Below are 21,767 nucleotides of genomic sequence, written 5' to 3' on the forward strand. Positions count from 1 at the left end.
GCCCAAGGCCCTGTGATTGGCCTGGTGAACGCGATAAGGTTCGATCAGAACGGGATATCATCATGGCGAAACGCCAGGACAGCGACAGCGAATCGCGCCGTATCCTCCAGCGCGTCGCGCAGGAGACCGATCCGGGCGGCAATTCTTTCGTGGCACGGACGACGAAAGGCATGCGCGACCACGTCTCCGCGGCCGATGCCGATCGCACGGATCCGATCGAAGTCTGGGGCACGCGTGTTGGCAGGATACTCGGCCTGCTTCTGGCGCTGGGCCTGATGGTCTGGCTCGTGCTTTTCCTCACCCGGGGCAGCTAGGAATAAAAAACAATGAGCGCCGAAAAAGCCGACGCGCCGCGCGCGGTCATCGTCATATCCAGCCATGTCGCCCGCGGCTCCGTCGGCAACCGCGCGGCCGTCTTCGCGCTGGAGACACTGGGCTTTCCGGTCTGGGCCGTACCTACGGTCACCCTGCCCTGGCATCCCGGCCATGGCCGCGCGACCCGCATCGTGCCGCCGCTCGACCAGTTCAAGGCTCTGATGGCCGATCTGGAGCGCGCGCCGTGGCTGGGTGAGGTCGGGGCCGTGCTGTCGGGCTATCTCGGCGAGGCCGGCCAGGCCGAGGCGGTCGCCTCGCTGGTCGCCGCGGTCAAGGCGAGGACGCCCGATGCCGTCTATATCTGCGATCCGGTGATGGGTGATTCCGGCGGCCTCTACGTGCCCGAGCCCACCGCCGCCGCCATGCGCGACCGGCTGATGCCGATCGCCGACATCGCCACCCCCAACCGCTATGAGCTGGAATGGATGGCCGGCGCGCCGCTGCCCGATCTGAAATCGGTGATCTCGGCCGCACTCCACGCCGGACCATCGACCATGCTGGTCACCTCGGCACCGTCGATGATGTCAGGCGGAACAGGCAATCTGCTGCTCGACGGCACCCAGGCGCTGCTGGCCGAACACCGCCTGATCGACAAGCCGCCGAACGGCCTTGGCGACTTGACGGCAGCGGTCTACCTGGCGCGCATCCTGTCCGGCCAGCCGGCGATCAAGGCGCTGCAGTCGACGACGGCGGCGGTCTACGAAATCCTGGCGCGCACCGCAAAACGCGGCGGCGACGAGTTGCAGCTCGAAACCGACGCGCAGAGCCTGTCGCACCCGATGGCCATGGTCCAGCTTCGCCACCTCACGCATCCGGGGCGGGATCGCCGGGCGTGACCCCGGCCAAGGTCGTGCTCGTCGGCGCCGATGGCTGCAAGGCCGGCTGGATCGCCGTGCGGAGCGAACCCGGTTCGACACGTCGTGACCCGGATACGGCGCCTTCGGTCGATGTCTTCCCTTCGTTCGCCGCCCTGCTGGCGGCGATCCCCGATGACGCGATCGTCGCCGTCGACATGCCGATCGGTCTACCGGAATTTTCGCAAAAGGGCGGACGCGGGCCGGAAGCGCTGGTGCGGCCGCTGCTTGGCGCTCGCCAGTCCAGCGTCTTCTCGATTCCGTCCCGTGCCGCGCTCTATGCCGACACCAGCGACTTCACCACGATCGAAGCCTGGTACGCGGCGCATATCAGGGCAAGCGAAGCGGCCAAGGCCACATCCAACCCGCCGCGCGGCGTTTCCATCCAGGCCTTCGGCATCTTTTCGAAAATCCGCGAGATCGACACATTGCTGATCGCGCGGCCCGAACTGCGCGGCCGCATCTTCGAATCGCATCCGGAAGTCGCCTTCTGTCGCCTGAACGGCGATCAGGCCATGCGGTTGCCGAAGAAGATCAAGGGCAGCGTCAATCTGGCCGGCATGGCGGAGCGCAAGGCGCTGCTTTGCCGGCACGGCTATGACATGGATTTCCTCGACCAGCTGCCGCCACGTGGTGCGGCCGCCGACGATTTCCTCGATGCGGCGGCCATGATGCTGATTGCCGGCCGCATCGCCAGCGGCGACGCGAAGCCGTTTCCCGACCCGCCTCGCGCTGACGGTTTTGGCATACCGGTCGCCATTTGGGCGTGACAATGTCGGCGGGCGTCCCGCTCTGGCGCATGGCATTTATAGCTAGCCCCTACAATTCTGCATTGCTCGTAACGGGTTTTTGCCGTTAGAGGCTTTCCTCGACCGCAACGAGCTGCCGCCTCCAACCCGGAAAGGCCTTAGCCGCCCATGCCTCATCTTCCCGAACACCTCCTCGCCGGCTACCGCAATTTCATGAACGGCCGCTACCTCACCGAGAGCGGCCGCTATCGCGAGCTCGCCCGCGAAGGCCAGGCGCCCGAGACCATGATCGTCGCCTGTTGCGACTCGCGATCCGCGCCCGAGGCGATCTTCGACGCCGGCCCCGGCGAACTCTTCGTGCTGCGCAATGTCGGCAATCTGGTGCCGCCTTACGAGCCGGACGGCGAGTTCCATTCGACCTCGGCCGCGCTCGAATTCGCGGTGCAGAGCCTCAAGGTCAAGAACATCGTGGTCATGGGCCACGGCCGCTGCGGCGGCATCCGGGCCGCGCTCGACACCAACTCCGCGCCGCTATCTCCCGGCGACTTCATCGGCAAGTGGATGAGCCTGATCGCGCCGGCCGCCGAGACGGTGTCGGCCAGCACCTTCATGACGGCGACGGAACGCCAGACGGCCCTGGAGCGCATCTCGATCCGCTACTCCCTCGCCAATCTCAGGACCTTTCCCTGCGTCTCGATCCTCGAGGGCAAGGGGCGGCTGTCATTGCACGGAGCCTGGTTCGACATTTCGACCGGCGAGCTCTGGGTGATGAACAAGGAGACCGGCGATTTCGAGCGGCCGGTGCTGGAATGAAGGGTAGGGCGCGCCAGGCGATGAGCGTCCGGCCGGTCGTTTTCTCGGCGGCCGCGCTGATGATAGCGATCGTTGCCGCTCGCGCCGATGACCGCGCCATCATAAGCCGCTGGTATTCGGCGCTGCTGGTCGCCGATCGCACCGAGCTGGCGGACCTGCTCGCCGACGACGTCCGCATCAAGCTCGACGACCTCGGCGTTGTCCAGAGCAAGCAGGAATTCATCGCCTCGCTCGACGAATGGAAAGGTGCGGTTGCGGGAGCTGCGATCCGCCACCGCATCGAGAAGACCGAAGGTGGGGTCACCACCGTGATCGCCTGCTACGACTTCCCCGACAATGATATGTTGATGCAGGAGACCTTCGCGGTGAGCGACAACCGCATCACCGCCAGTTCGCAGGCGGCAATCGCTGAAAACTGCGAGGGCTACTGAGGCGGAGCGGCCAACTGGCATATTGCGGGCCCGCGGACCGCGCCCTACATCGGTGACACCCTCCTTCCTGACGCCAGCGAAAGACCCTCCATGCCCTCTCCGAAAGCCGTCGATCTCGCCGCCCATCCGTTGACCGCGTGGCGAGGGCCGCTCGGCCTGCCCGATTTCGCCCATATTGGCGACGGTGATTTTTCTCCCGTCTTCGACGCCGCGCTGAAGGCGCATGAGGCCGAGATCGATGCGATATCAAGCAACAAGGATACGCCGAGCGTCGAGAACACGCTTGCCGCGCTTGAACTCGGCGGCGAGGCGCTGGATCATGTCTCGTCGATCTTCTGGTGCCGCGCCGGCGCCCACACCAACGAGACCATCCAGGCCCTGGAGCGTGATATTTCGCCGAAGATGTCGCGGCACTTCTCGGCCATCTCGATGAACGAGAAGCTGTTTGCCCGCATCGACGATCTCTACCGGCGCCGCGAGAGCCTTGACCTCGATCCCGAGACGCTGCGCGTCCTGGAGAAGACCTGGAAAGGCTTCGTCCGTTCCGGCGCCAAGCTCGACGCGGACGGCAAGACGCGGCTGGCCAAAATCAACGAGGAGCTGTCGTCGCTCGGCACGACTTTCGGTCAGAACGTGCTGGCCGACGAGCGCGACTGGGCGCTGTTCCTCGACGAGGCCGATCTCGCCGGCCTGCCGGATTTCGTGAAAAGCTCGATGGCCGAGGCCGCCGAGATGCGCGGCCAGAAGGGCCGCTACGCCGTCACCCTGTCGCGCTCGATCTATGAGCCGTTCACAACCTTCTCCGAACGCCGCGACCTGCGCGAGATCGCCTATCGCGCCTTCACCATGCGCGGCCAGAACGGCGGTGCGTCCGACAACACGTCCGTGGTGCGCGACATGCTGAAGCTGCGCGCCGAAAAGGCGAAGCTGCTCGGCTACGCCTCCTTCGCCGCGCTCAAGCTCGACGACACCATGGCCAAGACACCGAAGGCGGTGCACGCACTGCTCGACCCGGTTTGGGAAAAGGCATTGGAAAAAGCCGCCGCCGACCAGAAGGAGCTGGAGCGTCTGGCAGCCGAGGCCGGCAGCAACGAAAAATTCGCCGCCTGGGACTGGCGCTTCTACCAGGAGAAGCTGCGCGCCGAGAAGTTCGCTTTCGACGAAGCGGAGCTGAAACCCTATCTGCAGCTCGACCGCGTCATTGACGCCTGCTTCGACGTCGCGACACGGTTGTTCGGCGTCACGTTCGAGGAGAAGAAAGGCATCGCCGCCTGGCATCCGGACGCGCGCGTCTTCGTGGTCAAAAATGCCGACGGCAGTGAGCGCGGCCTGTTCCTCGCCGACTATTTCGCGCGGCCGTCAAAACGCTCCGGCGCCTGGATGAGCGCGCTGAAGTCCGGTTACAAGCTTGGCCATGGCTCGAAGCCGGTGATCTACAACATCATGAACTTCGCCAAGCCGCCAGCGGGCGAACCGGCTTTGCTGTCGGTCGACGAAGCGAAGACCTTATTCCACGAATTCGGCCATGCGCTGCATGGCATGCTGACCGACGTCACCTGGCCGTCGGTGTCAGGCACCTCGGTCAGCCGCGACTTTGTCGAACTGCCCTCGCAGCTCTACGAGCACTGGCTGACGGTGCCGGCGGTTCTGGAAAAGCACGCGCTGCATGTCAAGACCGGCAAGCCGATGCCGAAGGCGCTGCTCGACAAGATGCTGGCCACGCGCACCTTCGGCGCCGGCTTCGCCACCGTCGAGTTCACCGCCTCTGCCTTGATGGACATGGCCTACCATGCACGGCCCGACGCGCCGGAAGAGCCGCTTCGTTTCGAAGCCGAAACGCTTGCGACGCTGCATATGCCGGATACGATCGCCATGCGCCATCGCACCCCGCATTTTGGCCATGTCTTCGCCGGCGAGGGCTATTCGGCCGGCTACTATTCCTACATGTGGTCGGAGGTGCTGGACGCCGATGCTTTCGCCGCCTTCGAGGAAACCGGAGACCCCTTCAACCCGGCGCTGGCCGAGCGGCTGAGGAAGAACATCTACGCCGCCGGCGGCTCGAAGGATCCGGAAGAGCTCTACACGGCGTTTCGCGGCAAAATGCCGTCGCCGGAAGCGATGATGGTCAAGCGCGGATTGGTGTAGGCAATCGCCGAAGTCGGCGCCGACGTTAACCTCGTTGTCCTTGGCTGCCGACCCAAGGATCCTTTACCCTTGGCCACACCGGCCGCGTCAGCTTCGTGTAATTCGTCGCCGCCGGATTGCTGGGATAGGAACTCGGCGCCGCGACATAGATGATCTCGGCGGCGATCGGCTCGAAGCCGGCGTAGAAATGGTTTGTCGACTTGATCAGCAAAATGTCTTTCGACAGCGGATCGACGCCGATGTTGGAGAAGACATCCGGCTCGAAGGTCTGGGTGCGGTTGGTGTTCAGGATCACATCGACTTCGGTGCCCTCGATGCGCACCACCGCTGATGGTCCCAATGTCACCCGGCTCGGGCCAAAACTCTGCCAGCCCTCGGCAACCGCTTTCAGTACCTTGACGCGTGCATCGATCGGTTCGCCCGCCTGCGGGCCGGCTTTGCCGCCGAAACGCAGGTCGATGACGGCACCCTCGCCGGCAGCCTGGCAGAAAGTCACCGCGATCGGATCCCAGATCGTCGCCACGCCGAACTTGTCCAGGCCCCGCGCCAGCATCTGGCGCAGCACGAAGGTGCCGTCGCCGGGAACGCCGCCGCCGGGATTGTCCCAGATATCGGCAATGACCACCGGCTTGCCCGGTCTTTCCTTGCGCACGGCCAGCGCCCGATCGATGCCGTCGGCCGTACTCAGCATCGTCATCGCGGTCGTTTCGCGCATGGCATAGAGCTCGCGTCCAAGCCGCTCCGCCAGCGCATCGCCCTTGGCCTTGTCATTGTCGGTAACGACAAGGATGCGCGTGCCCATTTCGGGCACGTCGGCGGCCATGAAGCCGTGGATGACCGAGACCGACAGCACGCCGTCCTTGCCGTGCAGCGCCTTGATGCGGTCAACGAAGGAGCGCATCGGTTCGCGGCTGGTCGGCAGCACCTGGATCATGCGGCAGTCGAAGGTTGAGATGACCGGCTTGATCTCGCCGCGCGCCGCGGCCAGGCCAAGCGCGACCACATGCTCGCCGCGCTCGTAGAAATCGGTGTGCGGGAATTCGAGGAAATAGGCCATGATGTCGGACGCCGCCACGCGCTTCGGCGTCAGATGGCTGTGCGGATCGAACTCGCAGGCAATCACCACCTCAGGCCCGACAATGCCACGCACGCGCTCCAGCAGGTCGCCCTCGCAGTCGTCATAGCCTTGCGCCACCATGGCACCGTGCAGGCCCAGAATGACGGCATCGACCGGCAAGGCGGCCTTGAGCTGGCCGAGGATTTCGTCGCGGAGCGCCTCATAGGTCTGCCGCTGCACGAGGCCGCCGGGCTCTGCCCAGGTGGCGGTGCCTTCGATCACGGTCAGGCCTTCGGCGGCCGCGCGGCGGCGCAGCGCCACGATCGGCGAGGAGCACAGGGTCGGCGTTTCCGGATGCTTGCCCGGCCCGGCATAGAACGCCATCTCGAAAGAGGCCCGGTCGGTTGGCACCGGCGAGAAGGTGTTGGTTTCCGTCGCCAGCGAGGCGGTGAAGATACGCATGAAAACTCCGTGGACTTCTTGTTTTCGCAATTCCGGACGGATAACCGCTGGGCACTTTTCCTGGAACTGCTGGGATTGCTATTTGACAGCCCCGAGCGCCAAGCCCCGGACAAGATAGCGCTGCAGCCAGATGAACAGGATCGCCACCGGCAGCGTCGCCAGCAGCGTCGCCGCCATCACATGGTGCCATTCGATCGTGTAGCGCCCGGCAACCAGCGAGAACACCTGGATCGGCAGCGTATAGCTCTCCTGGCTGCGCAGCATGGTGAGCGCCACGACGAATTCGTTCCAGGCGTTGATGAAGGTGAAGATCGCCGTCACCGCGATCGCCGGCAGGCAGAGCGGCAGGAACACTTTTCGCAGCGTCAGCCAGCGGCCGGCGCCTTCCATCCAGGCCGCCTCCTCGAGGTCGCGCGGAATGGTGTCGAAATAGCTCTGCAGCATCCACACGGTGAAGGCGACGTTGAAGGCCATGTAGATGAAGCCGAGCGCGGTGGTCGATTCGACCAGTCCCCAGGCAGCCATCAGCCGGAACAGGCCGAGCACCAGCACGATCGGCGAGATCATCTGTGAGATCAGCAGGAACTGGCGGAACGCTCCATAGCCGGCAAAGCGGAAGCGCGACATGGCATAGGCCGCCGGGACGGATATGAGGATGGCGCCAACGGTGGCGATGACAGACACATAGAGCGAATTGGCCAGCGCCCGGCCGAAGCCTGTCGCCACCCACATGTCGGCAAAATTCGACCACCGGAACTCGCTCGGCCACCAGGTCGGCGTCAGCACTTCGGTACGCGGCTTGACCGCTGTCAGGAACATCACCGCGAAGGGAAAGATCGTCACCACGATCAAGGGCGCCAGCAGCAGCCAGGCGATGATGGTGCGCTTCAGCTTGGCCTTCATGCGCGCTGCTCCCGCATCGCAAGGCGCACATAGATCATGGTGAAGATCAGCAATATGGCGAACATCACCAGCGAGACCGCCGACGCCTCGCCGAGTTTGCCGATACGGAATGCCAGCTTGTAGAGGTGGGTGACCAGTATGTCGGTCGAGTTGGCCGGCCCGCCCTGCGTCATCACCCAGATGATCGGGAACGAGTTGAAGACGTAGATGGTGTTGAGCACAATGGCGATGTTGATGAAGGGTTTCAGGAGCGGAAAGGTGATCTCGCGGAACTGCTGCAGCGGCGTTGCCCCTTCGAGCGCCGCCGCCTCGTAGAGATCGTCCGGGATCGACGACAGGCCGCCGAGAAAGATCGTCGTGGTGAACGGCACCGTCACCAATATGCCGATCAGCACCTGCATCGGAAACGCCGTCTCGGCGCTCGCAAGCCACTGGATGTTGTGGTCGATCAGGCCAAGTCCGATCAGCGCCGAATTCAGCATGCCGCTTTCACCGCTCAGCGCCCAGCGCCAGACCACGGCCGTCATGGTCAGCGACACTGCCCAGGGCAGCATGATGATGACGCGGGCAAGGCCACGCCCATAGAAATCGGTGTTGAGGATCATCGCCACCGGGACCGAGAGCAGCAGCGCGCCGCCGACCACCAGCACCGTCCACAGCCCCGTGCGCCAGAGCGCGGCGACGAAGTCGGGATCCGCGGCCAGCGCGGCGAAATTGGCCAGACCGCTGAACTCGCGCAGCTGACCAAAGCGATTGACGTCATGCGTGGCGATCTGGATCAGGTCCCAGACCGGCCAGAAGATGACCACCGCCGCCAGGAACAGACTGGGCAAGGTCAGGAGGTAGGGCAGGAAGCGATTTTGCATCGGCTGATTTTACACCGCGTTGCGAGGCATCAGTAGCGCTGGTTGGCCAGTTGACCTGTTCTTCCCAGGCGCTCGGTTTCGAACTCTTCCCCGGCGTCGGCGCCGCCCTCACCTGCCTGCCGGCATCCTCTCCCCGTATAGAGACGGAGAGAGGGGAGCTTTCATCACCGCTTTCGCCAGTCACCAGCGTCCAGAAAGGGCTCCGAGATGCCGGCCGCCCTTTCTCCCCGTCTCTATACGGGGAGAAATGCCCGGCAGGGCAATGAGGGGCGGCGCTGACGTCGACAATTCGTCCAAAGTGGTTGCTTGTCAGTCTTCGTTATTTACGTGGAGCGCAGCCAAATGTCTGTTTTGGAAATGTGGCGCGCCCCACCTGAGTCGGGGGCGCGCCACGGGCGCAGGGAGATACGCCCTATTTGTGGGGCGCGGCCCCTACTTCTTCAGCACTGCGTTGGCCTTCGCCGCCGCTTCCTTCAAGCCTGCCTCGGGATCGCCGCCGAGATAGATCTTTTGCATGGCATCCGACGTGATCTGGGCAACTTCTTCCCAGCCTGGGATGACCGGCGCGAAACGGGCATCCGGCAGCAGGGCGGTAAAGGCGGCCAGGTCGGCGTTGTTGACGTAATAGTCCATCTTGGCCTCTTCCTTGTTCACCGGCAGGAAGCCTTCGCCCTGCGTGAACTTGGCGCGCTGTTCCGTGGTGAACAGGAAGTCCATCAGCTTCCAGGCCTCGTCCTTGTTCTTGGAGTTCTTGAACATGATCATGGAGTCTGTGACGCCATAGGTGCCGCGCGCACCGGTCGGACCGGCCGGAATGGCGGCAACGCCATATTTGAGGCTCGGCGCCTCGTCCTTGATCTGGTTGGACAGGAAGGGCGCCGTGATCATCATGCCGACCTTGCCCTGCTTGAACAGGTTCTGCACGTCCTCGCGATTGTTGGAGGTGACGCCGGGCTCCGTCAGCCCCTCGTCGATCATCGACTTGTAGAGCTTGGCCGCTTCGAGCGCGCCCGGCGTGCTCAGGCCCGACGTGCCGTCCTTGTTGAGGATCTCGGTGCCCTGCGACCACATCGCGTAGTAGTAATAGACGTCGGTCTCGATCTCCTTGCCCTGAAGGCCGAAACCGAAGGCACCCTGCGCCTTGATCTTGCGAGCATCCTCCTGCAATTCGGTCCAGGTTGCCGGTGGCTTGGCGATGCCGGCCTTCTCGAACAGCTCCTTGTTGTAATACATGGCGCGCGCCGAGGCGGCGATCGGCAGGCCGTAGGTCTTGCCGCCCATGATCGAGGGCGACAGGAAGGTGTCGATGAAGCGACCCTTGAATTCGGGCGTGATGTAGCTGTCGAGCGGCTCGGCGACGTCCTGCTGGACGAAGTCGATCAGCCAGCGCGTGCCTATGATGGAGAGATCGGCGTTGGTGCCGGCGGTGATGTCGGTGGTCAGCTTCTGCAAGAGCACATCCCACGGCACCACCTCGAACTTGACCGTGATGCCAGGGTTCTTCGCCTCGAACTCCTTCTTGACCTGCTCGAAATACGGACCGGTCTTGGCGCTGTATTCGGCGACGGTAACCCGCACTTCGCCGGCCTCTGCCTGCGCCGCGAAGGCCAGAATGCCCATTCCGGCCATTAGGCCGGCAGTCCATTTCGCAAGGTTCATCCGATCTCTCCCATTTGTTTCGCGCATTCGCGCTCCTTGTGCCGGTGCCGGCACAAGATTTATGTGACTTTCCTACATTATCGATGAATTCGCCGCACGCAAGCGGATTAATATGTTGCTTAATTACATCCTGTTCTTTAGCCTCTCCGGCATCTGCCTGACCTGCGGGAGGAGCAAACGCCGTGGTTTCGAGAGCCGAATTCGAAGGCAGGACCGCCGTCGTCACCGGCGCCGGTGGCGGCCTTGGCTCGGCGATCGTCGCACTGCTGGCCGCCAGGGGCGCGCGGGTGGTCGGCTGCGACCAATCAGAGGAGGCGCTGGCGAGCCCGCACCTTGCCTCGCGGCATGTCTTCGACCTTCTCGACCGGGCTTCCATCGAGGCGGGGGTCGCCGCCGTTCTCGACCGGGACGGCGTGCCAGATATCCTGGTCAACAATGCCGGCTGGACGCGCGCCGAAACGCTCGATGCGCTGACGGCGGACACGATCGAACATGAGCTCGACCTCAACCTGACCGGTGTGATGACTTTCGCCGACCCGCTGGTTAAGGCGATGGCTGCACGCGGTTCGGGCAGCGTCGTCTTCATTTCTTCCGTCAACGCCATCGCGCATTTCGGCAATCCGGCCTACGCCGCCGCCAAGGCCGGCATCAACGCCTATGCCAAGTCGATCGCCGTCGAGCTCGGCCGTAGCGGCGTGCGCGCCAATGTCGTCTGCCCCGGATCGATTCGCACCGCCGCCTGGGACCATCGCCTTGCCAAGAACCCTGACATAATCGGCAAGCTGCAGCGGCTCTATCCGCTCGGCCGCATCGTCAACGCCTCGGAAGTCGCCGAAGCGGTGGCTTTCCTTGCCTCGGACCGCGCCTCGGGCGTAACAGGCGTGGTGATGCCCGTGGATGCGGGACTGACCGCCGGCTGCCTGCCGTTCATCGACGACATACTGGGAGCGTGACCATGACCGACGTCGAGTTTCGCAACCTCTCGAAATCCTTCGGCCAGCACAAGATCCTCGAGGAGATCAGCCTCGACATCAAGAGCGGCGAGTTCGTCGTGCTCGTCGGTCCGTCCGGCTGCGGCAAGTCGACCTTGCTGCGCATGCTGGCGGGCCTGGAGACCATCAGTTCCGGCGACCTCCTGATCGGTGGCACGCGCGCCAACGACCTGCCGCCACAGCAGCGCAACATCGCCATGGTGTTCCAATCCTACGCGCTGTTCCCGCACCTGAAGGCTTCCGACAATATCGGCTTCGGTCCGAAAATCCGGGGCGAGAGCCGCGCCGCCATCGACCAGAAGGTCAAGAAGGCGTCCGGCGTCCTCAACCTGTTCTCCTATCTCGACCGGTATCCCCGCCAACTCTCGGGCGGCCAGCGCCAGCGTGTCGCCATGGGCCGCGCCATCGTTCGCGAACCCTCGGTGTTCCTGTTCGACGAGCCGCTCAGCAATCTCGACGCGCAGTTGCGCGTGCAGATGCGCACCGAGATCAAGGCGCTGCACCAGCGGCTGAAATCCACCATAGTCTACGTCACCCACGACCAGATCGAGGCCATGACCATGGCCGACCGCATCGTCGTGATGGACCGCGGCAGGATCCAGCAGGTCGGGCCGCCGCTGGAGCTCTATGACAGGCCGGCCAACAAGTTCGTCGCCGGCTTCCTCGGCTCGCCGTCCATGAGTTTTGTATCCGGGGCACTGAAGACGACGCCCGGGACGACCTGGTTCGAGTCGGTCGGCGGCGGCCGGCTTGCGCTTGCCGGCGACCCGGTGCCGGCAGGCAGTGCCGTTGAGGCGGGGATCCGGCCGGAGCATTTCATCGTCGGTGAAGCCACCGACGCCATGACGCTCAAGGTTGATGTGGTCGAGCCGACCGGCTCCGAAACCCATGTCTACGGCGCCATTGGCACCGATACGGTGCGCGCCGTGTTCCGCGACCGGGTGCCGGTGCGGCCGGGCGACCTGCTGCCGGTCTCGGTCGACCCCGGCAACATCCATCTGTTCGACACGGCGACGGGCCTGCCGCTGAGATGACGACGGAAACGCGGATATGAAGACGCCGGCCGATATCATCACGCGGCTGCAGCTGATGTCGCAGGACGGCACCAAGTCGGATCGCCGGCTGGCGAGCCTCGTCCTGTCCGACCTCGACTTCGCCTCCAAGGCCGCGATCTCCGAGATCGCCGCGCGGGTCGGCGTCAGCGAACCGACGGTCACCCGCTTCTGCCGCAATCTCGGCTGCGAGGGGTTGCGCGACTTCAAGTTCTACCTGGCCCAGGCCATCGCCATCGGCGGCCAGTATCTGTCGCCGGAGCCACTGAGCCGCGACGCCCGCGAACAGCGCATTGCCTCGGCCATCACCGAAGCGGCTGTTACAGCCATCCAGCGCGCCAGCGAGAACCTCGACATGACGACGCTGGTCGACGTCGCCGCGCGGCTTGCGGCATCAGGCAATGTGCTGTGCATAGGTTCGGGTGGCATTTCCTCGATGATGGCGACCGAAATGCAGAACCGGCTGTTCAGGCTCGGCCTGCCGGTTCTGGCACAGATCGACGGACAGTTGCAGCGCATGTATGCCGCCGTTGCCACGCCAGACACCACGGTGGTCGCCTTCTCGGTCTCCGGCTATGCGCGCTCGGTCATCGAGGCGGTGCAGGTCGCCCAACAATATGGCGCCGCCACGGTGGCGGTCACCGCGCCCGACTCCGCACTGGCCAAGGTCGCCGACACTGTCATCCACCTGCAGCCGTTCGAGGACGGCAACATCTACAAGCCGACATCGTCACGTTACGCGTTGCTGGCGATCGTCGACATGATCGTGACCTCGGTCGCCGAGACACGCGGACCGAAGGTGCTGGAGAACCTGCGCCGCATCAAGCAGAGCGTGAACACGCTGAAGGTCGACGACCCCCGTTTGCCGCTGGGCGATTGACGAGCCGGCGCCGAAACCGCCAATTTCTCCCCAAGCGGGGATAAGGAGTGGTCCGCGCAGCGGACGGAAAGCCAACTGATTGGCTTCCGAACGACCAATGCCCGGAGCGACGGCGCAGGACCGGGTCCGGCAGGACAGAGGGGAGCGCTGTCCTGCCTGCATCTCAATTTTGGAAAAGCGCTTCGACACCTGTTACCAGCGCCTCCGGATCACCCAATATTCGCAACGTCTTGAGGCGGGCTGTACCGCCGGCGACGACCGAAACGGCCGATGCCGGAACACCCAGCGCCTTGGCGACCAGCCTCTCCAGCGCTTGATTGGCGGCGCCATTTTCCGGCACGGCGCGGACCCGCGCCTTCACGTGACTGCGTCCGTCCGCCAATGTTTCGACAACGTCGAGCCGGTCCACGGAAGACTTCGGCGTCAGCCGCACGAACAGATCGACGCCGTTCTCGCGCATGCGGAACGGCGCGCTCATGCGATCGTCAGGCCAGCAGCAGCGGTGCGACCGTGGTGAGAATGAACTGCCTGAGGAAGAACAGGATCAGCAACAGGATGATCGGCGAGATGTCGATACCGCCAAGATCGGGCATGAAGCGGCGGATCGGCCGCAGCGCCGGCTCGGTCAGGCGGTAGAGCATGTTCCCGATGCTGCCGACGAACTGGTTGCGCGAGTTGACGACATTGAAGGCATAGAGCCAGGAAAAGATCGCCGAGGCGATGATCACCCACCAATAGAGGTCGAGCGCCATGACGATGGTTTGTATGAGGGCGAGCATGCCGGACTCCAATTGTTGCCGACATGTAGCCATTACGCGCCAAACCGGCAAGGGCAGGGTTCCGCCACGCGACCGGCAGCCGGTTTTTCGGTGAAGCGCCGCCTTGACAGGAAACCGCGGCGCCCGATAAATGCGCCATCCGCTGGACGGGGCTGTAGCTCAGCTGGGAGAGCGCGTCGTTCGCAATGACGAGGTCAGGAGTTCGATCCTCCTCAGCTCCACCAGCGGAATAATCGTCCGGCTTTTGACCGTCCCGGCAAGGCGCGGCCGGCATCCGCCACGGCGCGATGCAAGGCGTAGCCCCGATCCCCCCAAAAATGGCCAAATGGCATTTCGCCGTTTCCGAGGCGAAATGGTTGTCAATTGGACTTATGGCGATGGCCGGTGTCCGGTTGGCGCTATTTTTTTTGGAAGCCGTCCCATTAGACTGGCGTTCTCAAATCAGTTTTTTTTTGTGTGTTGTGACAGGGCGTTTCGGCGGGGGTGACCGAAAGCGCTATACGGATTCCGAGTCGAAATGAAGTATCCGCCTGCGAAAGCAAACTAGTGTCCATTCGCCAGAATCTTGCTGCAAATCTCAGGCGGCTCTGCAAGGACCATGCTTCTGTCAGCGCGGTATGCCGCGAGCTTGGCATCAACCGCACACAATTCGAGCGTTACCTGCAAGGGCAGACCGTGCCCAACAAGGCCACCGCCAAGCTGATCTGCGATTATTTCCGCGTCGACGAAGCCGAGCTGTACCGGGACCCCGGCACCCCCTCGCCCACGGCTCCCGGTCTGCCGCCGATCTCCGAAAGCCTGTTCACCCAGATGATCCGGCCGCCCGCTCCGTCGATTGCGGGCGGCACCTATTTCACCTATTTTTCGATCCCCGGCAGATCCGATCTGCTGGTGCGGGCGATCACCTTCGTGCGTCGCGAAGCCGAGCTGGTCACGTTCCGCAGGGTCACCGGATGGTCGGAGCATCATCGCTCGACATGGGCGCGGGCACGCGGCAATCATTATGGCGTGGCGATCTCGCGCCTTAACTGGATCTATTTCAGCGGCGTCAACCGCCGCCAGACAGGCGAGCCGTCGCTGATCTCGGTGCAATGGGCGCCTATCTCCGAACCGGTGCTGACAGGCAAGGCCATGCTTCTGACCGAAGCCGGGCCGGCATTCGTGTCGGTCATCATGCGGCAGGATAGGTCCAATATCCGGCCCAGGCATGCGATCCGCATGGCGCATGTCGTCAGGCTCGATGATCCCAGCCTCGACCAGCTCGTCGTCAGCCTCGCTCGCGACGGGCTGGGTTAGCCGCTTGCTTACGCTGAATAAGAACAAGAATATCCCGAAAAAGCGTATGCCAGCGATTGCCTACTCCATAACCGAGTAAAATCGATTTTTTTAGACTTTCTAGCCAAGAAAGATATTTTAGCTCATGGCTGATTTACTACAGTTTTAACAAACCAGTAACTCTTCCGACCTTACCTTTCTTCCCGCGGATCCCTTTCCGGGATCTTTCAACAGATCCCTGGGGGTCGGGGAAAGGGACGAAAATGACCAAGAAAGTGAACATTGGCCAGAACATGATGTTGGCGGCAACCAGGCACGGCTTGTCGGCCTGCCCCACGGCGGCGCTGAGCCATTCGGCGATCAAGCGCCTTCTGGGCCTCGACCGCCTCACCGACGCGCCCATCTATGCGTTGACCCTCTCAATCCCGGAACTTGATCCGCATTCGGCCGGTCGATCGATCAATTAGCCGGCGTAGTACATCTAGTGCAGCCAGTACGCATTCCCTAAAGTTCATTCGATGACAGGAGCAGAACATGTCAAATCAGGCCTTACGTCAGTCAGAGCTCGACAGTCTCCAATATATCGCGACGATGACCAATGAGCTGGTGCAGATGGCCGAAGCGAGCCGCTTCCCCATGATCTCCTATCTGCTCGGTATGGCCTATGCCGAAGCCTTCGACGTCTTGCGCGGCGCACGGCCGGCACGACACGCGCAGCTCAGCGGCAATCCGATGCACCCCAAGGCACACCCGAAAGACAACCACGCTCAGCCAAGAACAGCGTAGCGCGATGCAATTGTCGGGCTTGCGGGACGGCTGGCACGGATTTGAGGGGCATTAGTCCCGCAAACTGAACACGAATGGCGCTGTACGGCTGACGCGCGGGCCGAGTTCCGCCGGTGGCGCCGGCACGGTCGCGCCCTGCAGCACCGCAAGTGCTGCTCGGTCGAGTTCGGCATCGCCGGACGAACGGGCGACCCGGGCCGACAGGACCCGGCCGGATGGGTCCATTGTAAAAGTCACGTTCACATTGCCCTGCGCGCGCCGGGATTTCGCGGCGCTCGGATAGCGCTTGTGGCGATTGATCCACGCCGTCAGCCGCGATTCCCATTTGGCCGGGCTGACACCCGAGAACCCGGCCGCCGATCTCGGCGCCGCCGCCTTGGCGGCAGGCTTGGCCTCGGCTCTCGCGGCACTTGCCGTCTTCGGTGGCTCGGCCTTTTCCTTCTTCGGCCTTGGCTTGGGCTTGTCGACCGGCTTTTTAAGCTTGGCTTCGGCCGGTTTCTTTTCCTTGCGCCGTTCCGTCGGCTTTGCCCGCGGCAGCGGAACGACAGCCTCCGGCGCGACGGTCTCGACAATATCGGGGACGACCTGTTCCAGCGGCGGCTGTTCGACCGGTTCGGCCTTCGTCATCTCCGTAGGCTCGTTCGGCGGCACCATCACGGCCTCGGTAACAGGCTCCGCTTGCTCGACCATCTTGTCAGGCTCGGCCTCGGCGGCCTTCTCGGTCTGTTCGACTGGCTCGGCCCGGTCGGGAATGGCCGCGTCGGGCATCGCGGCCTGTTCGGGCACCGACGGCGTCACCATCATCGGCGCCATCTCGACCACTAGGGCCGGCGGCGGTCCGCCATCCGACAGGTCGACTGGATTGAAATTCTGCACGGCATACGCGACCGCGACATGAGCCCCAAGCATCAGCACCGCCGCGCATGCCCATAGGCCAAGGTCGCGCCAGTCGAAGCGCGACAGCACCACCGTGGGCGAGGCGGCGGATGGCGTCATGGAGCGGCCGCTTTGCCTGGCGCCGGTGCGGCGATATCACCTGCCGGCGCGGCCTCCAGGCCGACCAGCGCGATCTTCAGATAGCCGGCGGCCCGCAGCAGGTTCATCGCCTCCATCAGCTCGCCATAGGCGACCGCCTTGTCGGCTCGCAGGAATATCCGCGTCTGCTTGTCGCCCTTGGTGCGGCTGTCGAGCGTGGCGGCAAAAGCCGGGCGCGGCACCGTGTCGTTGCCGATCGCCAGGCTGAGATCGTTCTTCAGCGTCAGGAACAGCGGCGTCTCCGGTCGCGGCGCCGGCGTCGCGGTCGAACCGGGCAGGTCGACATTGACATCCACCGTCGCCAGCGGTGCGGCGACCATGAAGATGATCAGGAGCACAAGGATGACATCGATGAAGGGCGTGACGTTGATCTCGTGGCTTTCCTCGAGGTCGTCGTCCAGGGTCTGTCGAATTCTGCTCCCCATGGCGTCGCTCCCGCTACTCCGCCGCCAAGGCTGTCGCCGGCGCTATCGTGCGGAAATCGAGGTCGCGGCTGACCAGCCGTTCGACGCCGGCCGAGGCGTCGGCGAGGATCTGCCGGTAGCCGGCTATCGAGCGGGCGAAAACGTTGTAGATCACCACCGCTGGGATTGCCGCGACCAGACCCATCGCGGTGGCCAGCAGCGCTTCGGCGATGCCCGGCGCGACCACGGCGAGATTGGTGGTCTGAGCCTGCGAGATGCCGATGAAGGCGTTCATGATGCCCCAGACGGTGCCGAACAGGCCGACGAAAGGCGCGGTGGAACCAATCGTCGCCAGCAGGCCGGTGCCGCGCGACATGCGCCGCGACGCAGCCGCCTCGATGCGCGACAGGCGCGAGCTGACCCGTTCCTTCAGTCCGTCGCCGCCGACGTGGTCGAGCGCATTGGCCGAAAGCGCGGCCTCTTCTTCCGCTGCCCGCACCAGGAGCGCGCCGGGATCGCCACCGCGGTCGAGCGCGCGGCTCGCCTGCTTCAGCGTGGCGGCATCGCCGATCGCGCGGACGGCACGGCGGAGGCGCAGCTTGCCGCCGAAAATCTCCAGCGATTTGGCCAGCCATATCGTCCAGGTAACGAGCGACGCGAAAGCCAATCCAGTCATCACCGCCTTCACGATGATGTCGGCGGCCTTGAACATGCCCCATGGCGACAGGTCATGCGGCAGGTTCAGGTCCATCGCCCCGGCAGGCGCGACCTCGGCCGGCGTTGTCGCGCTCGGCTGGCCGGCTGGTTGCGCGGGCGCCATGACAGCCGGTGCAGCTTGTGCCGGCGCGGCAGGGGCCTCAACCGCTGGAGAAGAGCCGGCCGGTTGCTCCTGGGCCGTGGCGCCGGTTGCCCCCAGAACCAGCGATGCGACCAACGCCGCCAACAAACCATGTCTCGACATGAGCTTCTTCCTTGTTCTCACGGCGGCCAGCCGCTTGCCGGTTCCTGCAACCGCCGGCGACGACTTCACTGCACATAGCCGACGGGTTGGCCGGTGACGGGATGCGCGAACACACCCATCTCGACGCCGAAAATGTCCTTGAGCACATCGCTCCGCATGATCTCGCCCGGTGTGCCGCGCGTCAGCAGCCTGCCGTCCTTCAGCGCGATCAGCTCATCGCAGTAGCGCGCCGCCATGTTGGGGTCGTGCAGCACCACGACGACGCACAGGTCGCGCTTGCGGCTGAGCTCGCTGACCAGGCCCAGCACCTCGACCTGATGCGCGATGTCGAGCGCCGAGATCGGCTCGTCGAGCAGCATGACGCCGGCATTCTGCGCCACCAGCATGGCCAGCCAGGCGCGCTGGCGCTCGCCGCCGGATAATTCATCCACCAGCCGCTCAGTGAACCCTTCCATGTCGGTCAGCATAAGGGCCTGCTCGACATGGCGCCTGTCCTCGGCGCCGATACGGCCAAGCGCGCCATGCCATGGATAGCGTCCGAGCGTTGCCAGCTCGCGCACGGTCAAGCCCGTCGCCGCCGGCGTCGTCTGCGGCAGATAGGCAAGAGCCCGCGCCAGCTCGCGCGCGCGCCATTGCGATAGCGGCCGTGCGGCGAAAGTGATGGCGCCGGAGCTTGCCGGCTGCTGGCGCGCCAAAAGCTTGATCAGCGTCGATTTGCCCGAACCGTTATGGCCGATCAGCCCGTAGACGCGCGCGCGCCGCAATTCGAGCGAGACCGGACCGAGCAGCGTCCGTTCGCCGACGGCGAAACGCACGGCATCGATATCGAATGCGGTCTGGCTATCGGCTTCGGTCATGGTCACGGCATTTCTCCAGCCCCGCCGCCGCATTCCGATCCTGTCTGCGGAGGCAGGTCCCCGGTTGACTATGAAACATGATATTGTTAGTCAAGATTTAAGATGGGAATGCACCGCAAAAACCTGAAACGCTCCGGGGCCGGTGCCATTGTTGCCGCGTACGGGCCCTCACCCGCGCAGCCGGCCGATCCGCGCCGGCGATCTCGGTCCCGGGCCACACGATGTCGGCATCCGGTGTCGCCGCATCGATGCGGACACGCTAGGGTGAGCCGGCGGCAAGGAGCTCCGGATGATCAAGGCGACACCCTTCGACTACCCCTATGACGGCAGGCTGGTTGCCGAAAACACCGCGCTCGTCGTCATCGACCTGCAACAGGATTTCCTGTCCACATCGGGCTATTTCGCGAGGAAGGGGTATGACCCCTCGCGGCTGCGGGCGATCCTGCCCGCCGTGAACCGCCTGATCGCGGCCGCGCGCAAAGCCGGCGTCACGGTCATCCACACAAGACAGGGTTACCGCGCCGACATGGCCGACATGACGCCCTACGAGAAATGGCGCCGCAAGCGTTCCGGCCTCGACGGCACCGACGTCCTGCTGCGCTCAGGCGCTGGGTTCCAGATCGTCCCGGAGATCGACGTCGCGCCGCACGACATCATCATCGACAAGACCTGCAACAGCGCCTTCACCTATACGGATTTCGAGCTTGTGCTGCGGGCGCAAGGCATCACGCATCTGATGTTTTCCGGATGCACGACGGATGTCTGCGTCCACACCACGCTGCGCGAGGCCTGTGACCGCAATTTCCAGTGCCTGACGATTTCGGACGCCTGCGCCAGCGGCGACAGACAAGCGCATGAAGCGGCGTTGCACATGGTGACGGTCGAGGACGGCGTCTTCGGCGTGCTGGCCGATTCGGACGCCGTCATTGAAGGCCTGTCGCGGCTTGGCGACAGCCTGAAGCAGCAGGCGATTGATGGGCTTCACCCCGCTGCTCGCGTCTCCAATCCTGGGCGAGGCGCATAAGCTCCAGGCTGGAACTCGCTGGCCTCCCGGCGCGCCAGGGAGTTGCGCAGCAGCGCCAATGTTTCCCGGCCGGCCGTCGCGATCTCGCGCGGCGTGTCGACGCCGACGATCATGAACTCATCGATTCCGAGCCCGGCATAGGCGAGCAGCGACAGCGCGGCCTGAGCAGGCGGGCCGGATAGGTCGACCGCCTTGTGGCCGGCGGCGGAAACACCCTGGTGGATCCTGACCGGAAGCGCGAAGCGCAGTTTGCCCGCACGGCCATGTTCGGCCGCGGCGCCACGTGCCCGCTCCATCAATTGCCTGATATCGTCGATCGGCCCCGGCGCCAGTTCGAAGACATCGGCATGCCGGCCGGCCACCTTCAGCGCCGTTCCGGATTGCCCGCCCATGCGGACCACGAGGTCGGCGCCATGCGGGCCCTTGCGCGGCACATAACCGCTTTTGATGCTGTAGAACGCGCCTTCGTGATCGAAGGGCCGGTCGTTCGACCACAGCCGCTTCAACAGCACCAGATATTCGTCGATGCGCTGCCAGACGACGCCATGTCCGACCGGCCGTGTCTCGGCATCGTCGTCGTTCAAGGGCTCGCTGATCATCCTGAGCGTCAGCCGTCCGCCGCTCTCCCTGTCGATGGACGCCAGCTGGCGGGCAGCGACCGTGGGTTCGATCACGCCGGCCCAGTGGGTGAGCACCACTTCCAGCGAAGCGGTGCGGTTGAGCACCTGCGAGGCCAGATCCATGTTGGTCAGCAGCCCGGCCGAATCGTCGACGACGATCTCCTGGAAACCGCTGTCCTCGATCAGCCCGAGCTTGGTCGAGGTCTCGGCGAAGTCATAGAAAAAGGGAACCGCCGCGTCTGCGGTCTTGCCGGGTAAATGCGTGAATTCGATCGGCATTGTCATCTCCTCCATCACTGGAATCACCGATGCTGTGAAATGCGAATCCTCAGGCGCGCGAAAACGCCCCGGGATCCGGCTCATTCAACTCCGATTGCCTGAAAGTTGTGGGGCAGCAGCCCCTGTCGATCCCGTGCCTTAGGGAATAAGGCCCAGCACGACTGCCCCGGTGAACACGAACGCAAGGGCAAAGACGAGATAGGCGAAAGCGCCGGCATAGGCCGGGCGAAAGCCCTGCGCATTGGCCACTCGCTGGCCGTTGCTGTCGGTCTGGGCGTTCTGGAAATAGGACATGTCGACCTCCGTCTCGCCGCTTAATCTATAAAACTGGTAGACTTTGTCGATTGCTATTTTTGTGCAAATGGCAGAATTATTTTCTCGTCGACCGCCGAAGATTGGTGTGAAATTGCTGTGGGCATGGGTTCCAGGCAATCGATCGGAAGAGCGCGGCGGTATCGATGTGAGGCGTCCGAAGGTCCAGCTTCTTCATTGCGGGACAGCTTGACGCC

At 64.0% G+C, this 21,767-nt stretch carries 25 protein-coding genes and 1 tRNA gene; 14 read left to right on the forward strand and 12 right to left on the reverse strand.

Annotated elements, in window-relative coordinates:
• The first annotated feature begins 62 nt into the window (after nucleotides 1–62).
• From FJ936_RS16115 to FJ936_RS16140, 6 genes are all read left to right on the forward strand, one after another.
• Entirely contained in the window at nucleotides 63–314 is a 252-nt protein-coding gene (locus FJ936_RS16115; protein ID WP_140794006.1) for a hypothetical protein, read from the forward strand.
• 12 nt (nucleotides 315–326) lie between these two features.
• Nucleotides 327–1,211, forward strand: a complete 885-nt coding sequence (gene pdxY, locus FJ936_RS16120) for a pyridoxal kinase PdxY (RefSeq protein WP_015315125.1) — start codon at nucleotides 327–329, stop codon at nucleotides 1,209–1,211.
• On the forward strand, nucleotides 1,208–1,999 hold the full coding sequence (locus tag FJ936_RS16125; protein ID WP_140794008.1) for a DUF429 domain-containing protein: 792 nt from the start codon (nucleotides 1,208–1,210) through the stop codon (nucleotides 1,997–1,999). The genes pdxY and FJ936_RS16125 overlap by 4 nt, the downstream gene beginning before the upstream one ends.
• Nucleotides 2,000–2,146: 147 nt before the next feature.
• Complete coding sequence (locus FJ936_RS16130) at nucleotides 2,147–2,791, forward strand: carbonic anhydrase (protein ID WP_140616544.1); 645 nt, start codon at nucleotides 2,147–2,149, stop codon at nucleotides 2,789–2,791.
• Entirely contained in the window at nucleotides 2,788–3,222 is a 435-nt protein-coding gene (locus tag FJ936_RS16135) for a nuclear transport factor 2 family protein (protein WP_140712363.1), read from the forward strand. The genes FJ936_RS16130 and FJ936_RS16135 overlap by 4 nt, the downstream gene beginning before the upstream one ends.
• A gap of 90 nt (nucleotides 3,223–3,312) precedes the next feature.
• Nucleotides 3,313–5,367 carry a M3 family metallopeptidase gene (locus FJ936_RS16140; RefSeq protein WP_140794010.1) on the forward strand — a complete coding sequence of 685 codons (2,055 nt, stop codon included), beginning with the start codon at nucleotides 3,313–3,315 and terminating at the stop codon, nucleotides 5,365–5,367.
• 25 nt (nucleotides 5,368–5,392) lie between these two features.
• Here FJ936_RS16140 and FJ936_RS16145 read toward each other — a convergent pair whose 3' ends face one another.
• The 4 genes from FJ936_RS16145 to FJ936_RS16165 all read right to left on the reverse strand — a co-directional run bounded on the left by FJ936_RS16145 (nucleotide 5,393) and on the right by FJ936_RS16165 (nucleotide 10,314).
• Nucleotides 5,393–6,886 carry a M81 family metallopeptidase gene (locus FJ936_RS16145; RefSeq protein ID WP_140794012.1) on the reverse strand — a complete coding sequence of 498 codons (1,494 nt, stop codon included), beginning with the start codon at nucleotides 6,884–6,886 and terminating at the stop codon, nucleotides 5,393–5,395.
• 78 nt (nucleotides 6,887–6,964) lie between these two features.
• Nucleotides 6,965–7,789: a carbohydrate ABC transporter permease gene (locus tag FJ936_RS16150; RefSeq protein ID WP_015315119.1), complete on the reverse strand. Its 825-nt coding sequence runs from the start codon at nucleotides 7,787–7,789 to the stop codon at nucleotides 6,965–6,967.
• Nucleotides 7,786–8,655: a sugar ABC transporter permease gene (locus FJ936_RS16155; RefSeq protein ID WP_015315118.1), complete on the reverse strand. Its 870-nt coding sequence runs from the start codon at nucleotides 8,653–8,655 to the stop codon at nucleotides 7,786–7,788. Before FJ936_RS16155 ends, FJ936_RS16150 begins: the two co-directional genes overlap by 4 nt.
• Nucleotides 8,656–9,087: 432 nt before the next feature.
• Nucleotides 9,088–10,314: a sugar ABC transporter substrate-binding protein gene (locus tag FJ936_RS16165; RefSeq protein ID WP_140662496.1), complete on the reverse strand. Its 1,227-nt coding sequence runs from the start codon at nucleotides 10,312–10,314 to the stop codon at nucleotides 9,088–9,090.
• 182 nt (nucleotides 10,315–10,496) lie between these two features.
• On the opposite strand from FJ936_RS16165, the gene FJ936_RS16170 reads away from it, so the two are divergent.
• The 3 genes from FJ936_RS16170 to FJ936_RS16180 are packed head-to-tail and all read left to right on the forward strand — an operon-like array spanning nucleotide 10,497 to nucleotide 13,238.
• Complete coding sequence (locus FJ936_RS16170; RefSeq protein WP_140791456.1) at nucleotides 10,497–11,267, forward strand: SDR family oxidoreductase; 771 nt, start codon at nucleotides 10,497–10,499, stop codon at nucleotides 11,265–11,267.
• Nucleotides 11,268–11,269: 2 nt separating this feature from the next.
• On the forward strand, nucleotides 11,270–12,340 hold the full coding sequence (locus FJ936_RS16175; protein WP_140616538.1) for an ABC transporter ATP-binding protein: 1,071 nt from the start codon (nucleotides 11,270–11,272) through the stop codon (nucleotides 12,338–12,340).
• Nucleotides 12,341–12,356: 16 nt separating this feature from the next.
• Complete coding sequence (locus tag FJ936_RS16180) at nucleotides 12,357–13,238, forward strand: MurR/RpiR family transcriptional regulator (RefSeq protein WP_015315114.1); 882 nt, start codon at nucleotides 12,357–12,359, stop codon at nucleotides 13,236–13,238.
• Between the two features lie 163 nt (nucleotides 13,239–13,401).
• Here the strand turns inward: FJ936_RS16180 and FJ936_RS16185 are convergent, their stop codons facing one another.
• Both FJ936_RS16185 and FJ936_RS16190 read right to left on the reverse strand, forming a co-directional pair.
• A complete protein-coding gene (locus FJ936_RS16185) occupies nucleotides 13,402–13,716 on the reverse strand; it encodes a DUF167 domain-containing protein (protein ID WP_015315113.1) in 315 nt (104 codons plus the stop codon).
• A gap of 7 nt (nucleotides 13,717–13,723) precedes the next feature.
• Complete coding sequence (locus tag FJ936_RS16190; protein WP_015315112.1) at nucleotides 13,724–14,017, reverse strand: YggT family protein; 294 nt, start codon at nucleotides 14,015–14,017, stop codon at nucleotides 13,724–13,726.
• Nucleotides 14,018–14,165: 148 nt separating this feature from the next.
• Between FJ936_RS16190 and FJ936_RS16195 the strand changes: the two genes are divergently transcribed.
• The 4 genes from FJ936_RS16195 to FJ936_RS16210 all read left to right on the forward strand — a co-directional run bounded on the left by FJ936_RS16195 (nucleotide 14,166) and on the right by FJ936_RS16210 (nucleotide 16,078).
• Nucleotides 14,166–14,241: transfer RNA gene (locus FJ936_RS16195), tRNA-Ala, on the forward strand.
• Between the two features lie 322 nt (nucleotides 14,242–14,563).
• Nucleotides 14,564–15,313, forward strand: a complete 750-nt coding sequence (locus FJ936_RS16200; protein ID WP_140791454.1) for a helix-turn-helix transcriptional regulator — start codon at nucleotides 14,564–14,566, stop codon at nucleotides 15,311–15,313.
• A 242-nt stretch (nucleotides 15,314–15,555) separates the two neighbouring features.
• Nucleotides 15,556–15,759, forward strand: coding sequence for a nitroreductase family protein (locus FJ936_RS16205; protein WP_224529567.1), 204 nt, complete (start codon nucleotides 15,556–15,558; stop codon nucleotides 15,757–15,759).
• Nucleotides 15,760–15,826: 67 nt separating this feature from the next.
• Complete coding sequence (locus tag FJ936_RS16210) at nucleotides 15,827–16,078, forward strand: hypothetical protein (RefSeq protein ID WP_015315110.1); 252 nt, start codon at nucleotides 15,827–15,829, stop codon at nucleotides 16,076–16,078.
• A gap of 51 nt (nucleotides 16,079–16,129) precedes the next feature.
• Here FJ936_RS16210 and FJ936_RS16215 read toward each other — a convergent pair whose 3' ends face one another.
• From FJ936_RS16215 to FJ936_RS16230, 4 genes are all read right to left on the reverse strand, one after another.
• Entirely contained in the window at nucleotides 16,130–17,074 is a 945-nt protein-coding gene (locus FJ936_RS16215; protein ID WP_140791452.1) for an energy transducer TonB, read from the reverse strand.
• Nucleotides 17,071–17,538, reverse strand: a complete 468-nt coding sequence (gene exbD / locus FJ936_RS16220) for a TonB system transport protein ExbD (RefSeq protein WP_140616534.1) — start codon at nucleotides 17,536–17,538, stop codon at nucleotides 17,071–17,073. The genes FJ936_RS16215 and exbD overlap by 4 nt, the downstream gene beginning before the upstream one ends.
• Before the next feature lie 13 nt (nucleotides 17,539–17,551).
• Nucleotides 17,552–18,478 (reverse strand): tonB-system energizer ExbB, encoded by a 927-nt coding sequence (gene exbB, locus FJ936_RS16225; RefSeq protein ID WP_140791450.1) that lies wholly within the window; start codon nucleotides 18,476–18,478, stop codon nucleotides 17,552–17,554.
• 65 nt (nucleotides 18,479–18,543) lie between these two features.
• Nucleotides 18,544–19,335: an ATP-binding cassette domain-containing protein gene (locus FJ936_RS16230; protein WP_181171359.1), complete on the reverse strand. Its 792-nt coding sequence runs from the start codon at nucleotides 19,333–19,335 to the stop codon at nucleotides 18,544–18,546.
• 289 nt (nucleotides 19,336–19,624) lie between these two features.
• Between FJ936_RS16230 and FJ936_RS16235 the strand changes: the two genes are divergently transcribed.
• Nucleotides 19,625–20,359, forward strand: a complete 735-nt coding sequence (locus FJ936_RS16235) for an isochorismatase family cysteine hydrolase (RefSeq protein ID WP_140791446.1) — start codon at nucleotides 19,625–19,627, stop codon at nucleotides 20,357–20,359.
• On the opposite strand, the gene FJ936_RS16240 is transcribed toward FJ936_RS16235, so the two are convergent.
• Nucleotides 20,317–21,258, reverse strand: a complete 942-nt coding sequence (locus tag FJ936_RS16240; RefSeq protein ID WP_141906771.1) for an LLM class flavin-dependent oxidoreductase — start codon at nucleotides 21,256–21,258, stop codon at nucleotides 20,317–20,319. The two genes, FJ936_RS16235 and FJ936_RS16240, sit on opposite strands and share 43 nt — an antisense overlap.
• A 138-nt stretch (nucleotides 21,259–21,396) precedes the next feature.
• Nucleotides 21,397–21,552, reverse strand: coding sequence for a hypothetical protein (locus FJ936_RS16245; protein ID WP_015315103.1), 156 nt, complete (start codon nucleotides 21,550–21,552; stop codon nucleotides 21,397–21,399).
• Between the last annotated feature and the right edge of the window lie 215 nt (nucleotides 21,553–21,767).

Origin of the sequence: Mesorhizobium sp. B2-4-13, assembly GCF_006658535.1 — a bacterium.
Taxonomy (GTDB): domain Bacteria; phylum Pseudomonadota; class Alphaproteobacteria; order Rhizobiales; family Rhizobiaceae; genus Mesorhizobium; species Mesorhizobium australicum.